Raw genomic sequence first — 14530 nt, 5'->3', positions numbered from 1 at the left:
TTTACGGTTAAATCTAACGGGGAGCATGAACCTGTTATCTCCGTCTTGGTATAAACTGAAAGTCATCTACCACTAGCGATGCCTGCTTGCTTTGGGCCTTCATTTGCGCACCAGCAGACGCGTTATTGTCGGCATCTGCAGACACACTGAACAAACCGGTTTTTGCACCGACCCACCGGCCTCGACGCGCTTTAAACTGCTCGCCAACCACGGTAAATCGTTGTTTTTCATTGGTTCGGTAGCTAAAAATGGCAGTGGCATCGTCGGTCATTATGTAACGTAATTCCAGTGACGATGCATTAACAGGGCCATAGTCGTGAACCGATTCATCACAGCCGGTGCGGGCGTTTTTACACTGCACGTATACCAGATGCGTTTCCGTTTTCTGTTTATCATTCGTCATCGGCTTCACGCCAATCCAGGCGTAATCTTCACCGAACAGTAATAGGCCACCTTCGGCCTGCAGTTCTGGTTCCTGTAGAATAACGCTGCTTCGCACCTCATAGGTTTGCGCTGGCAGTTTCTGAAGCAGCAGGGAGGGCGTCATCCACAGATTATCGCCGGTGTCTCTGATTTTTGGCTGTGCGGGCAGGGTAAGGCGGCTGGTGTAGGTATCGATGTGATACCAGTCACTTTCAGGATTCGCATTCCACTGCCACTGAATGCCCAGTTCACCAGAGAAGTCATCACTGGTGGGTTGGGGCTTTACGTCGCCGGGCTTATCCGTGGCGGGTTTTGTGTAGCGATACGCCGGTTCCCCAACGCCATCGCCGTCTGAATCGGTACCGATAACTGGCCAACCATTCTGCCACTGCATAGGTTGTAGATGCACAATGCGTCCATACGCTTTGCGAGACTGAAAATGAATAAACCAGTCTTCATTTTTATTGGTGTGCACCCAGCTTCCCTGGTGAGGGCCGTTGATCAGCGTGTTGCCCTGATCCATCACTGTGCGCACAGAATAAGGGCCGGCGATGTTGTCAGAACGGAAAACCGACTGCCAGCCGGTTTCCACACCGCCAGCCGGGGCGAAAATGTAATAGTAGCCGTTACGCTTATAGAATTTAGGGCCTTCCAGGGTGCGGTAGCCTTCAATGGCGTTACCGTCTACCACGTGGGTATAGTCTTCGCTTACCCAAGAAGTGTCTGGCGCCATTTCACGCAGACTGAGTACGTTATTAAACCCGGCACGACTCTTAGCCCAACCGTGGAGCAAATACGCTTTGCCGTCGTCATCCCAAAGTGGAGTAGGGTCGATAAGGCCTTTACCTGCCAGAATGCGTTTGGGTTCGCTCCATTCACCGGCCGGATCGTCGGCGGTAACCACGTAAATACCAAAATCGGGGTCAGGGTAAAAGATCCAGAATTTGTCGTCGTGAAAGCGAATATTGGGTGCCCACACGCCGTTACCGTGTTGTGGTTTGGCGAATACATCCAGCGGCACCTGTTTAGGCAGGGCGTAGTTGATGAGTGTCCAGTTGACTAAATCGGTAGAGTGCAGCACCGGTAAGCCCGGTGCGGCATTAAAGCTGGATGCGGTCATGTAGTAGTTGCCGTCTACCGCGACCACATCCGGATCGGAGTAATCGATGTGCAGAATGGGATTCTGATATTGCCCGTTTTGCAAATCGCTGATCCAGAGGCGATGATCTTCTGCCTGTCCTGTTGTTGTAGCGTCAGCGGTTTTATTGGCTGACGCGGTTGACTGCGCCTGAGCAGCCAGCACGTGTTGAGCTGCTGCTACACCAAATAAGCTGGTAAGCAGCAGGGCGCGGGAAACGAATGACTGGCGCATGGTCAGCCCTTACTTGTTCAGTTCAAGGGCGGCAAGAATAAACGGACCCACGCCTTTTGCATCGTTAGCGCGGATTGGCTCGCTCAGGTAGTACTCGTATGAGCCATCACGATAAGGTTTGCCGCCAAGACCGGCCACCGCACAGATTTGTTCCAGGCTGATCACGTTGTTCGCCGGGTCTACAGAAATCATCTGATCTTCCATGCCCGCAAAACCCTTATTCGCGTAGGTGATATAGTCCTTCGGCAACACATTCATGTTAACACCTTTGGCGATAGCGTAGGTGAGCATGGCGGTACCGGAACCTTCCAGGTAGTTACCTTCTTTGTCGCCCAAATCAGTAACCTGATACCAGGCACCGGTTTCATCCTGATATTTCACCGCGTGATCAACGAAGTTCTTAAAGCGTGATACCAGCCACTCGCGTTTTTCGCTTTGCGTAGGCACTACTTCCAGCACGTCTACAATGGCCATGGCGTACCAGCCCAGCGCACGTGACCAGTGGTTTGGTGACAGGCCGGTGTCATTGTCTGCCCATTTCTGATCCCGGGATTCGTCCCAGCCGTGACGGGGCAGGCCGGTTTTCTCTGCGTACAGGTGCTTTTCAATCAGTTCGAACTGCTTGTACACATCGTCGAGCTCTTTCGGGTCGCCATAGCGCATGATGTATTCAGCATAGAACGGCGCGCCCATGTACAGGCCGTCCAGCCACATTTGTGACGGGTAGCGTTCTTTATGCCAGAAACCGCCTTCGCTGGTGCGCGGGTGGTCATTGAGCTGGTCGCGCAGGGTGTCGGCAGCCAGCTTGTATTTTTCATCACCGGTCTGGTCGTACAGGAAAAACAGCACTTTACCCGGGTTCACCATATCAATGTTGAACTTGCTGCGTACGTAGGTGTTGATGGTGCCGTCTTCGTTTACAAAGCGGTCGTAGTAAGCCTTGATGTAGTCGAGGTATTTTTGCTCGCCAGATTGTTCGTAGAGTTTGGAAAATGCCAGCAGGTTTAGACCGTGCACGTAGTCCCATTGAGGTTTTTCATCCCAATCAATCATCCATGCTTCGGGGAATCGTACCATTTCCGATTCGGCCATGCGCACAGACCAGGGTTGAGTATTGTCCAGGTAGGCTGCGCTATCGGCAGCGAGGGCTGAAACTGGCGCGCTTAGGGTGGCCGCCGCGAGCAATACGGAACTAAAGAACTTACGCATTGGAACTCTCCAAAATTAACAAATTAAATACTTCATGTGCTACCGGTAGCATAATGCGTCAGGGGTTAGATGTTGTCAAGTTGTTATATTTACGCAGAATAAAATAACAAAAAAGCCTTAAAGCCTTTAGGAACGCACGCTGCAGCGGATTAGTTAATAATGGGAAATACTACCGCGGTTGAATAAAATTGATTAAAATCAACTCATTTATCAAACTTTAGTATAAATTGTGACGGTGTTTACATTTTTTCAATAAAAACTATTGCCACCGGTAGCAATTGGATCTAGCATGTAAAACAATTGTAAAGCAGACCTCTGTATCTAACACGGCTTTGCAGGAACAATAAAAGCCACCGGTGGCGATATAAATGCCAACCAAAGTGGCTGAGAGGATTAGGGCTACACACTAAGGTGTAGTGAGATAGTAACGAAGAATTATCCGTGAGGAACACTCATGAACTTTGCCAAAGGTTTCAAAAAAGCGCCACTCAGCTTAGCAGTTACAGCAGCTTGTATTACATCTATGGCCGTACAAGCACAGGAAACTACATCTAACACTGCTACCGACGATATCGAAGTCATTTCAGTTCGTGCCAGCAGCTATGCAGATAGCTTATCGAAAGCCCTGTCGTTGAAACAGTCTTCTGCCGGCTCGGTTGATACTATTCTTGCTGAAGACATCGCCGACTTTCCTGACCAAAACCTTGCAGAAGCCCTGCAGCGCATACCCGGTGTTGCGGTTACCCGTGAAGCCGGTGAAGGTCGTGAAATTACCGTGCGTGGTCTGAACTCTACTTTTACCCGTGTTCAGCTGAACGGTATGCAGGCCCAGTCACTCTCTGCCGGAACCGGCGGTGTACGTACCAGCCGTGGTTTCGACTTTAACGTATTTGCCTCTGAGTTGTTTAACCAGTTAAGCGTTTATAAAACGACATCAGCTGAACTCGATGAGGGTTCTTTAGGCGCTACTGTATCTCTGCGCACCGGACGCCCTTTTGATTTCCAAGATAATGTCTTTGCCGTGAACGGTCAGGCGTCATATAACGATCAATCCGAAGAAACCACGCCGCGTATGTCTGCACTCGGTTCCTGGACCAATGAAGATGATAACTTCGGCGTATTGTTCTCCGCATCTTTTTCTAACCGCAACGTGAATAACGTAGGTTCAGATACAGGCCGCTGGGAAGACGATACCTTCGGTGCATGTTCAGCTTGTACCAGTGATGCGGATGTGGCTGCGGTGAGCAGCGCATGGCACCCTCGTTTTCCACGTTATGCAGACAAAACCCACGATCAGGATCGTTTGGGTCTAACTGCGGCTATTCAGTTTGCCCCGTCTGACAACACCGTGATTTCTTTCGACGCGTTGTATGCCAATATCGAGGCGCATCGTGATGAACCATTTATGGAAGCTATTTCACTGGCTCGTACTGGTTCTACCGGTGTACAACAGTCTGACGTTACGGCTTACCAGATTGACGGCAACAACACGATGTATGCTGCCACCATTGCCGATGTGGATGTGCGTTCAGAATTTTACCAGGCAGACTGGGAATCTGAATTTACCCAGTTTAGTGTCAACGTAGATCATCATTTCAATGATGATTTGAAAGTATCTTTCCTTGCAGGTTCTTCGAAATCGGTTCTGGACAACCGTGAAACGACGATCATCTATGAACACTTTAGCGACAACGATAATCGAAAGATGCTTGATTACGCAGAGTCGAGTTCTGCCGTTTCTTACGATTTTTCCGACATGCTGAACCCGACAATTGGTTACAGCTTCGACACCGCAAATCCGGCGAACTGGGAAGTATCTGAATTTCGTGATCGTATTTATGATGCGGAATCTACCACGGATACAGCACGTGGCGATGTGGATTATATTCTGACAGACGAAATTACTGTGAGCGGTGGTGTTACCTGGCGCGAATATGGTTATGAAATTGAAGGTCTTAGAGCTGACGCACCATTCGAAAGCCGTGATGAAGCCGATGGTATTGTAGATGGCAATGCCTGTGGTGTTTCTAATGTCGTTACTGAGAATGGTGGTGACGTTGTGTCATTCGGCGGACAAAGCTTCTTCATGGCCAATGCCGACCGGGTTAGCGAGTTTCTTGATAGTGGTTGCTGGCCTTACAATGTCCGTCCGGGCGATACCCGTTCTGTAACTGAAGAAAGTCTGGGCTATTACGTTCAGGCAGATTTCAACACCGAAGTTGGAGAGAAAATTCTGCGCGGTAACGCCGGTGTGCGCCATGTGAAGACCGATCTTTCCAGTACAGGTATTGTAGGTGGAACCGAAGAGCGAACCATTGAACATGATTACTCCGACACCCTTCCTTCTGTAAACCTTGCGTTGGAAATGACTGACGAGTTAATACTTCGTGCTAGCTGGGCGAAAGTTATGTCTCGTCCTAATCTTGGTACGCTCAACCCGGGCGGCGATGTCTCTATTTTCGGCGACTACCGCGTATCCTACGGTAATCCTTACATTAAACCGTTCCGCGCTGACGCTTCGGATTTAGCTATCGAATATTATTTCGACGAAGGTGCTCTGTTGTCTCTGGCATACTTTAAGAAAGACATTGAGTCATTCCCAACAAGCAGCACTGAACAAATGGTTTGGACTGATATCGGTCTGCCAAATTCTTTACTCGGTGCTCAGGTAGATGATCTTATCGATCAGGAATTTGAGATTCGTAGTACTACAAACGGATTAGGCGGCGACCTGGATGGCTTCGAAATTCAATACCAGCAGCCATTAACTTTCCTGCCTGGTCCTGACTGGGTAAGAAAATTCGGTATTTTGGCTAACCTTACCCTCGTCGATTCAGAAGTGGTATACCAGACTGAAGAAGACGAAAATGGCAATGTTTATCCTACCCGTGTAGGTCCGTTGACTGGTCAGTCTGATGAGTCTGCGAACTTCACGCTGTATTGGGAAGACGATGTATTCAGTGCACGTATTTCTGCCGCGTACCGTGGTGAGTTCTATACCAACCTGAGCAGCAGTGATGAACGCAAATGGCGCATCATGGATGCCAGCACGTTTGTCGATTTCTCTACCAGCTATAAATACTCAGAGAACCTGAAATTTACGCTGGAAGGAATTAACTTAACGGATGAAACCATTGATGAGTACATCGATGCTAATGCAATGCGCATCATCAACAGTCAGGCCACAGGTCGCCAGTTCTTCCTGGGTGTGAGCTACAGAATGTAACAGAGTGTAGTGTGTCTTAGGCCATCAGCGATGATGGCCTTTTTTTATAACAAAGGATTCGCAATGAAAAAACTAATGCTTTCCCTGCTAATCGCCGCTACGTCGTTTGCGGCCAGTGCACAAGATCCTACCCGTACCACCTTGCACCTAATCGGCGATTCCACCATGTCGATCAAGCCAAACCTGTATTACCCTGAACGTGGCTGGGGAATGGCCTTACCAGGCTATATGTCACAGGAGCTGGAAATTCTGAACCATGCAGCCAACGGCCGTAGCACCAAACGTTTTATCGATGAAGGCCGCTGGGGCAAGGCATTGTCCGAGATGAAAGAGGGCGACTATGTGCTTATTCAGTTTGGTCACAACGATCAGAAAAAAGAAGATCCGGCTCGCTATGCATCTGCAGAAAAAGACTACCCTGCGTATTTGCATCGCTACATCAAGGATGTGCGTGACAAAGGCGCTACACCCATGATTGCCAGCTCTATCTGCCGTCGCTATTTTGAAGAAAATGGCGATGTGCGCTACACCATGACCGATTATGTGAATGCAGCGCGGGAAGTGGCCAAAGAAGAAAATGTTACCTTCTTTGATATGAACAAATTTACCTGTAATTATTTGCAGGAAGCGGGCGATGAAGAGACGGTGAAATTTTTCTTACGTATTCCGCCGGGCATTTACACCCGCTATCCGGATGGTAAAAGTGACGACACCCATTTGAATACCCTGGGGGCTGCATGGGTGGCGCAATTTTTCATTAAGGATTTAAAAGCGAAAGCGCATCCGCTGGCTAAATATGTATACCGGGAAACGCTGTAATCCGGCAGACCCGAACGCGTTCCCCGACTGCAGTGCTTTGAATAGCAACGAGGGCGACTTTATTGTGCAATCATATCCTGGTTCACGATGAAGTCGGCTTCACCTTTCTCTACATCACTCAGGCTCATCCACGACTGTGTCACCGGATTAATGGTGACCTCGCTACCCTCAACCTTGATATCTAAATCAAGAACAGCCTCGAATCTGAATCCTTTTGGTAAGCGCACAAATTGATTGTCGCCCACTTTATATAACGCTGATTTATCCATGTCCCGCTCGGGTGGTGATGTGTATATAGGAAAAAGTAGTAGACAGTGTGGGGAAGTCAAGGAAGGCGGGTAGAAATAAAATCAACGCCCCCCAATCAGGAGAGCGCTGCAATATGCTTAAAGAAAGCTTCTTTTTCGACGATGGCGCCGGGATAGCTGATTACTGTTGCGGCCACTTTGGCACCGAAGCTGGCAGAGTCAGTCACATCTTTACCAGATAAGCGCGCTGACAAATACCCGCCATTAAAGGCATCACCGGCTGCGGTGGTATCTACAACCTGTTCAACCCTTTCTACGGGAACGATACAATGGGTTTTACCCTGATAAATGTGCACGCCTACTGCACCGTTTTTCACGATGATCTCTGCCACACCTAATGCGGCTACGTGGGCATGAATGGCGTCTACATCGGTGTGACCATAAAGCGCGAGATGATCATCGCCGCCAGGAAAGGCAATGTCTGCATGACCGTAGGCTTTGTCGATCCAGGTCTGTGCTTCTTGTTGGTCTTTCCATAAGCGAGGGCGGTAATTGGGGTCAAAGACCACTTTGCCGCCGGCCGCGCGTACGCTATCAACCAGGTCGAACAGTTTTAAGCGCTGGGCGTCATCCAGAATCGCCAGTGAAATACCGCTGAAGTAGAATACGTCGGCATTATTCAGGCTGCCATTGAACAGATTCATGGTTTGGGTTGCGGCAGAGTTTGCGCGCCAATAGGCAAAAGTACGTTCGCCATGCTTGTCGGTGCGCACCATATACAGACCCAGGTTGCGGTCGTTACTTCGGTAAACCTGGTCTGTATTGATTTCTTCTTCACCCATCTTGAACAGCAACTCGTCACTGAGAAAGTCTGCGCCGATGGCAGTGAGATAGCTCACGGAAATATCGTGAGCGCAGCGTTTCAGATAAACGGCGGTGTTGTAAGTGTCACCGGCATAACCTTTAGATAGCGTATCCGCGTCCCGGTTAACCAGTTCTACCATGCACTCGCCAAAAATGACGATTTTGCTCATGGGCGATACTCTTTAAATGCGGCAATAGCCTGTTCACATTTCTGCGTAATACTGTGCCAGTTTCCGCTTTTCACATCGCTGGAAGGGATCATCCACGAACCGCCAACAGCAAACACATTGTTCAGTTTCAGGTAATCACCTACGTTGTCGCCAGACACCCCACCGGTAGGACAGAATTTTATATCCTTAAAAATACTGCTGAGTGCTTTCAGCATGGGAGCGCCGCCGCTCAGGTGAGCCGGAAAGAACTTGAGCTCTTTCAAACCGTATTCGCTGGCCATAAGGATATCGGCCGGATTGCTGGTGCCGGGAATAAACGGAACGCCAGAACTCATTAGTCCGTCGAGTAAGCGGGGGCTTAATGTTGGCGTAACTAAAAACTGACTGCCCGCATCGACTGCTTCTTTCGCGTGCTCCGGCGTAAGTACTGTACCCATACCTACTACCATATCGGGTAAAGACTCACGAATAGCCGCAACGCAGTCGGCAGCGGCATCAGTGCGACGTACAACTTCCAGGTTTTTCAAGCCACTGGCTTGAACGGCACGGGCGATATCCAATGCTTCATCTACGGTGTCGGCTTGTAAGATAGGAAGAATGGGTGTGCCTTTAACAACTGACTGAATTCCTTTCATTACAATTCTCCTAATTGTTGCGCCATGTTTTCAACGCTGATGGTTTCTAATTTGCTCACTTGAACATGCACTGCCTGGCGGAAATCCTGATTGTCTGTCAGTTCGGCGAATACGTCGTGAAGGTCAAGCACAGCATTGGTGAGGGCCGTAACATCACCGGCATGGGCTTTCGCCAATGAGAACAGTTGCTCCGCTTTGGGATCGGTAATGGTTTCACCGGCCTGCTGACGCTTGGCAATAAACAAAATCCAGGCTGCAATTGGCACGCTTAGCTGTTTGATGCTGCCGCCGGTCTTTATCTGGTCGCGTACGGTGTTCAGAATACGGAAAGGCAGTTTCTGTGAACCATCCCACGCAATCTGCGACAGCATGTGGCGAATATGGCGGTTGTGGTAGCGATTCAGAATATCATCGGCGTAGGCCGGTAAATCCATTTTGTCGCCCACCTCAATGGTCGGCAGAATTTCTTCTGTCAGTAAACGGCGGATAAACGCTTCGATTTCCGGTTTGCTGATGGCTTCGAATACGGTGTCGATGTTGAGCAGTGAACCCACGTAAGCTAACGTAGAGTGAGTACCGTTTAGCACACGTAACTTGGCTTTTTCGAACATGTGAACGTCGTCAGTGAACGTTACGCCCACCTTTTCCCATGCTGGACGAGGGCCGCTGAATTTGTCTTCCACAACCCATTGAGTAAACGCTTCGCGTTGGATTGGCCATTCATCGGTAACGCCTAAAGCCGCAGACGTCTGGCTAACCAACGCTTCGTCAGTCGCCGGGGTGATACTGTCTACCATGGTATTCGGGAAACAGATATTCGCTTTAATCCACGCAGCCAATTCGCTGTCTTGTAGTTCGGCAAACGCGACTACCGCGGCGCCAAGCTTGCTGCCATTGTCCGACAAATTGTCGCAGCTGATCACGGTAACTTCATCGGTACCGGTCGCTTTGCGTTTCGCCAGTGCTGCTACAATCAGCCCGATGGCGGAAACAGGCTCTTCAGGGAAATCTTTGTCGTGAACGATGTCGGGGTGAGACGCATCCAGATTGCCCTGATTATCCAGGCAGTAGCCTTTCTCGGTAATCGTAGTGGAAATAATATGCGTGGTCGGGGCAGTCAGCGATGCCATAATCGCATCGCGGTCGTCGGCAAGCACAAACACATGATTCACGGAGCCGATGATTTGGGTGTAAGGCTCGTTGTCCAGTACGACCAGCGCGTACAGGTTATCCTGTTCAGCCAGCTTTTCTTTCAGCGTTTTGCTGCGCATAGACACACCGTCGATGCGCCAGTTGCCGCCGTGGGCCATGGCTAAATCGGTGTACACCGCTTGGTGGGCGCGGTGAAACGCGCCCGGGCCAATATGTACAATGCCGCTGGTGGTGGCGTTCACATCGTACTGTGGTTGCTTAACGTCAGCCGGTAAATCGGCCAGCGTGGCAAAATTAAGACGAGCCATTCCGTTACCCCAGGTTGTAGGCGTTTTTCGCCAAATTGTAAGACAGTTGCTGTGCCAGCTCAGCCGCTTCCCAGTCGGCTACACGGTGTTCAACCACCAGTTGCGCGAGGAAACGACAGTCAATACGGCGTGCCACATCGTGACGGGCCGGAATAGACAGGAATGCACGGGTATCGTCGTTAAAACCAACGGTATTGTAGAAACCAGCGGTTTCTGTCACGTTATGGCGGAAACGCAGCATGCCTTCCGGGCTGTCGTGGAACCACCATGCCGGACCCAGCTTCAGACACGGATAGTGACCTGCAAGAGGCGCCAGTTCGCGGGCGTACACGGTTTCATCCAACGTAAACAGAATGATATTGAGGTTTTTCTCGTTACCGTATTTGTTCAGTAGTGGCTTCAGCGCATTCACGTAGTCGGTCTGCATGGGAATATCGTGACCTTTATCGCGGCCGAATTTCTTGAACAAGCTTTCGTTGTGGTTGCGGAAAGATCCCGGATGAATTTGCATTACCATACCGTCTTCCACACTCATGCCCGCCAGTTCGGTGAGCATTTGTGCGCGGAACAGTTCCTGTTCGGCGGCAGAGGAGTCGCCTGACAGCACTTTGCTGAACAGGCTTTCACATTCCGCGACAGATAAATCTGCGGTGGCGGCAGTCGGGTGACCGTGATCAGTAGCCGTTGCACCATGTTCGCGGAAGAACTGACGACGCTGACGTAACGCTGCCAGATAGCCATTCCAGCTGGTGGTGTCTTCACCGGTGATTTCACCCAGTTTCGCCACGTTAGTTACGAAGTCCTCACGGGATGCATCCACCACGTCGTCAGGACGGAAAGTGGTAATAACGCGTTTATCCCAACCGGTATCTTTAATGTGGCCGTGGTGAGTCAGAGAATCCAGTGCGCCTTCGGTGGTGGCGATGAGTTCGATGTTGAAACGGTCCATCAACGCGCGAGGTTTGTACTCCGGCTTCGCCAGTTCGGCAGTGATGAACTCGTAGTAATCCATGGCGTTATCGGAACACAGCATGTCGCTTAGGCCAAACACATTCTTAAATACGGTGTCGAGCCACATACGAGACGGTGTGCCAGGGAACAGATAGTAGTGATCAGCAAACAACTGCCAGATCTTGCGCGGGTCAGCTTCTGATTCACCGCCGTCCCAGCGACGAATGCCTAACTGCTCAAGGGTAATACCCTGAGAATACAGCATACGAAATACGTAGTGGTCGGGAAGAATAAACAATTCGGTAGCATTCCCGAAGTTTTCATCGTAGGCAAACCACCGCGGGTCAGTGTGTCCATGTGGGCTGATAATAGGCAAATCGCGGACCGACTGATAAAGCTCGCGGGCAATTCCCCGAGTCTTTTCATCTACGGGGAACAGCCTGTCTTCATGTAGTAAAATCGGTTTCATAACATTCTCTTTTATTAAAGGGTTACGCCTCGTTTCCAAATGGCAATCTCGTGACTGCCATTTTTCTCATTACAAGTCAGATGACCTGACGCTGTACTGAGACAAAGTTGGTACAGCTGTGCTGCGCAGTCGTCGATACTGACGCCTTGCAGCACTTGTCCCGCGTTGAAGTCAATCCAGTGTGGTTTTTGTTCTGCTATTCTGGAATTTGACGATATTTTTAGTGTGGGTACAGGGAACCCGAGCGGTGTACCGCGCCCGGTGGTGAATAAAACAATGTGTGCGCCGCTGGCGGCCAGGGCGGTGCTACTAACGGCGTCGTTACCCGGCGCCTGTAACAATGACAAACCTTTTTGATTTACCGGCTCGCCGTACTTGAGTACGCCACAAACCGTTGCCTGACCACCTTTTTGCACCGCACCTAAGGATTTTTCTTCCAGGGTGGTTAAGCCGCCCGCTTTGTTGCCCGGAGACGGATTCTCATAAACCGGCTGGTTGTGGTCGAGGAAGTATTGCTTGAATTCGTTTACCAGTGACACGATGTCTTCGAACACCGGTTCGCTGATGGCGCGATCCATGAGCAGTTGTTCGGCACCGAACATCTCCGGTGTTTCCGTTTGCAGTACGGTACCGCCTACATTGGTGAGGATATCGGTCATGCGGCCAACCAGCGGGTTTGCGGTGATTCCGCTGAACGCATCGCTGCCACCACATTTCACGCCTAGCACTAATTCTGACACTGGCACAGGTTCGCGTTTATCTCTGCCCACGGTATTAAGCATTTCGTAAACCAATTTAATCCCTTCCTCAATTTCATCTCCCACTTGTTGGGAGTTAAAGTAGCGAAGACGGTCTTGTGGTTTATCAACCAATTCGAGCATGGCAGAGAGCTGGTTGTTTTCGCAGCCTAAGCCCACAATCAATACTGCGCCTGCATTAGGATGGGAAGCCAGCGCCGCAAGAATCGCACGGGTATCGGTAAGATCATCGCCTAACTGCGAGCAGCCGAAGGGATGCGTGAATGCGCGGAAACCATCGCATTCATTGGTAAATCGGCGCTCACATTCAGAGGCAATACGTTCAGCGGTGCGATTGACACAGCCGACAGTATTGATGATCCAAATCTCATTACGAATACCTACTTTGCCATTCTCGCGGCGGTAGCCCATAAAGGTGGCATTTGATGGCTTGCTCCCGGTGGCATTTTTCGCCGGTGTTTTCCAGGTGTAAGCTTCCTGTCCACTGAGGTTTGTTTTTAGATTGTGGCTATGAATGTGGGCGCCGGCAGCGACATCTTGCAGAAGGTGGCCAATGGGGAAGCCATACTTCATGATATTGTCACCGGCATGCATAGCCTTTAGCGCAACCTTATGACCCGCCGGAACCGCATCCGCCAGAGTCAGTCCCAGATTTTCGTTATGGGTGCCCGCGTCTAAATCCATTGTCGCAACAGCAACGTTGTCTTGCGGGTGAACCTGAATCAGCTGGGTTTGGTCTTGCATACTATAAACTCCTCAATGTGAACGGCATCGGCAATGAGAAACGGGTTGGGAACGTTTTCTTAACATTGCTGCCACCGGTGGCATTGTAGGTCAGAAAAGTAGCGGAATCAATCTTCATCAGATAAATTCCGCTACTTTTCTGCTTTTCGGGTTGATTCGCGAATGATGAGGTGTGGTTTCACCAAATAGTCTTCCATCTCATTGGTGGGCACATGCTCAATCATGGCGATAATTTTCTTCGCTGCCAGCGATGCCATGGCAGTCACCGGGCGCTTTACCGTTGTAAGCGAAGGAATGACTCTTGAGGCCAGTAAGTTGTCATCGAATCCGGCGATAGACAGCTCTTCGGGAATGCGAATGCCCATCTCATGGGCGACTTTCAGTACGCCCGCTGCCATTTCATCGTTATTCGCAAATATGACTGCAGGGCGAGACGACTGGATCAACAAGTTGCGGGCACATTCGATGCCACTCTCGTACGTATTTTTACCTTCGATAATCCGGTTGGGCGGCAGTTCGATGCCTAACTCTTTTAGCGTATCGCGGAAACCTTCTAAACGTTCTAATGAAGAGTAATAGGCCTGCGGACCACTAATGATGGCAATATCGCGATGGCCGAGAGACACCAGATAACGGGCGAGATCGCTGATAGCAGCACGGTCATCAGAAACCACGATGTTGGCGTGGTCGTCTAAATCAACCGAAGCCATACGCACATAATTGATATTGTTTTCACGTAATGCGGCTGCCAATTCTTTCGATTCTGAAACAGGAGGTAAAATGGCGACGCCGTCGATATTAGAGCGCTTTACAAACTTTACGCAGTTCTCGACAAACGTAGAAGAGTTGTAATTGCAGGGGTGAACAACCAGTTCATAACCCTTTTCAGAACAGACACTCAGCACACCGCGCTGAACCTGGTCGATGAACAGGGCATCGGGGTTGTCGTAAATCAAACCCAGAAGATAAGAGCGACTTGCGGCGAGCCCGCGAGCCTGTTTGTCTGGAGAAAAGCCTAACTCATCAATGACTTTCTGAATTTTTTCACGCGTATTTGCACCCACATTCGTGGCGCCATTTATTACCCGCGAAACGGTTCGTTTTGATACCCCTGAAAGGCGGGCGACATCATTGATAGTCGGACGTTTATCCATGCTTTTCACTTATTATTTTTAGTTCAGG

General features: G+C 50.0%; 11 protein-coding genes. 2 read left to right on the top strand and 9 right to left on the bottom strand.

The features are described 5' to 3' along the window. Window positions 1–34: 34 nt before the first annotated feature. Window positions 35–1795, bottom strand: coding sequence for a glycoside hydrolase family 43 protein (locus BFC18_RS12665; RefSeq protein ID WP_083273061.1), 1761 nt, complete (start codon window positions 1793–1795; stop codon window positions 35–37). 9 nt (window positions 1796–1804) lie between these two features. After that, a complete protein-coding gene (locus BFC18_RS12660; RefSeq protein ID WP_070125919.1) occupies window positions 1805–3004 on the bottom strand; it encodes a glycoside hydrolase family 88/105 protein in 1200 nt (399 codons plus the stop codon). Between the two features lie 454 nt (window positions 3005–3458). On the opposite strand from BFC18_RS12660, the gene BFC18_RS12655 reads away from it, so the two are divergent. Both BFC18_RS12655 and BFC18_RS12650 read left to right on the top strand, forming a co-directional pair. After that, a complete protein-coding gene (locus BFC18_RS12655) occupies window positions 3459–6230 on the top strand; it encodes a TonB-dependent receptor (RefSeq protein ID WP_070125918.1) in 2772 nt (923 codons plus the stop codon). A 63-nt stretch (window positions 6231–6293) separates the two neighbouring features. Continuing rightward, window positions 6294–7049, top strand: coding sequence for a rhamnogalacturonan acetylesterase (locus BFC18_RS12650; RefSeq protein WP_070125917.1), 756 nt, complete (start codon window positions 6294–6296; stop codon window positions 7047–7049). A 59-nt stretch (window positions 7050–7108) separates the two neighbouring features. Here BFC18_RS12650 and BFC18_RS12645 read toward each other — a convergent pair whose 3' ends face one another. The 7 genes from BFC18_RS12645 to BFC18_RS12615 form a co-directional block, all read right to left on the bottom strand. Continuing rightward, window positions 7109–7318 (bottom strand): AbrB/MazE/SpoVT family DNA-binding domain-containing protein, encoded by a 210-nt coding sequence (locus tag BFC18_RS12645; RefSeq protein ID WP_070125916.1) that lies wholly within the window; start codon window positions 7316–7318, stop codon window positions 7109–7111. A 95-nt stretch (window positions 7319–7413) separates the two neighbouring features. Further along, a complete protein-coding gene (locus BFC18_RS12640; protein ID WP_070125915.1) occupies window positions 7414–8331 on the bottom strand; it encodes a sugar kinase in 918 nt (305 codons plus the stop codon). Then, window positions 8328–8966 carry a bifunctional 4-hydroxy-2-oxoglutarate aldolase/2-dehydro-3-deoxy-phosphogluconate aldolase gene (eda, locus tag BFC18_RS12635; RefSeq protein WP_070125914.1) on the bottom strand — a complete coding sequence of 213 codons (639 nt, stop codon included), beginning with the start codon at window positions 8964–8966 and terminating at the stop codon, window positions 8328–8330. The genes BFC18_RS12640 and eda overlap by 4 nt, the downstream gene beginning before the upstream one ends. Next, entirely contained in the window at window positions 8966–10426 is a 1461-nt protein-coding gene (locus BFC18_RS12630) for a mannitol dehydrogenase family protein (RefSeq protein ID WP_070125913.1), read from the bottom strand. Before BFC18_RS12630 ends, eda begins: the two co-directional genes overlap by 1 nt. A 4-nt stretch (window positions 10427–10430) precedes the next feature. Further along, window positions 10431–11846 (bottom strand): glucuronate isomerase, encoded by a 1416-nt coding sequence (uxaC, locus tag BFC18_RS12625; RefSeq protein WP_070125912.1) that lies wholly within the window; start codon window positions 11844–11846, stop codon window positions 10431–10433. A 14-nt stretch (window positions 11847–11860) separates the two neighbouring features. Further along, window positions 11861–13348 (bottom strand): UxaA family hydrolase, encoded by a 1488-nt coding sequence (locus tag BFC18_RS12620; protein ID WP_070125911.1) that lies wholly within the window; start codon window positions 13346–13348, stop codon window positions 11861–11863. A gap of 131 nt (window positions 13349–13479) precedes the next feature. Next, window positions 13480–14502, bottom strand: a complete 1023-nt coding sequence (locus BFC18_RS12615; RefSeq protein WP_070125910.1) for a LacI family DNA-binding transcriptional regulator — start codon at window positions 14500–14502, stop codon at window positions 13480–13482. Window positions 14503–14530: the final 28 nt, after the last annotated feature.

Origin of the sequence: Alteromonas confluentis (genome assembly GCF_001757105.1) — a bacterium.
Lineage (GTDB): Bacteria > Pseudomonadota > Gammaproteobacteria > Enterobacterales > Alteromonadaceae > Alteromonas > Alteromonas confluentis.
Note: the sequence above shows the minus strand (reverse complement) of the source record. Positions and strands in the feature narration are given on the sequence as shown.

Excerpts from the sequence above, each read along its gene's own strand:
- BFC18_RS12645 (WP_070125916.1), bottom strand. The coding sequence starts at position 7,318 with ATGGATAAATCAGCGTTATATAAAGTGGGCGACAATCAATTTGTGCGC.
- BFC18_RS12660 (WP_070125919.1), bottom strand. The coding sequence starts at position 3,004 with ATGCGTAAGTTCTTTAGTTCCGTATTGCTCGCGGCGGCCACCCTAAGC.
- BFC18_RS12620 (WP_070125911.1), bottom strand. The coding sequence starts at position 13,348 with ATGCAAGACCAAACCCAGCTGATTCAGGTTCACCCGCAAGACAACGTT.
- uxaC (WP_070125912.1), bottom strand. The coding sequence starts at position 11,846 with ATGAAACCGATTTTACTACATGAAGACAGGCTGTTCCCCGTAGATGAA.
- BFC18_RS12615 (WP_070125910.1), bottom strand. The coding sequence starts at position 14,502 with ATGGATAAACGTCCGACTATCAATGATGTCGCCCGCCTTTCAGGGGTA.
- BFC18_RS12665 (WP_083273061.1), bottom strand. The coding sequence starts at position 1,795 with ATGCGCCAGTCATTCGTTTCCCGCGCCCTGCTGCTTACCAGCTTATTT.
- BFC18_RS12640 (WP_070125915.1), bottom strand. The coding sequence starts at position 8,331 with ATGAGCAAAATCGTCATTTTTGGCGAGTGCATGGTAGAACTGGTTAAC.
- eda (WP_070125914.1), bottom strand. The coding sequence starts at position 8,966 with ATGAAAGGAATTCAGTCAGTTGTTAAAGGCACACCCATTCTTCCTATC.
- BFC18_RS12650 (WP_070125917.1), top strand. The coding sequence starts at position 6,294 with ATGAAAAAACTAATGCTTTCCCTGCTAATCGCCGCTACGTCGTTTGCG.
- BFC18_RS12655 (WP_070125918.1), top strand. The coding sequence starts at position 3,459 with ATGAACTTTGCCAAAGGTTTCAAAAAAGCGCCACTCAGCTTAGCAGTT.
- BFC18_RS12630 (WP_070125913.1), bottom strand. The coding sequence starts at position 10,426 with ATGGCTCGTCTTAATTTTGCCACGCTGGCCGATTTACCGGCTGACGTT.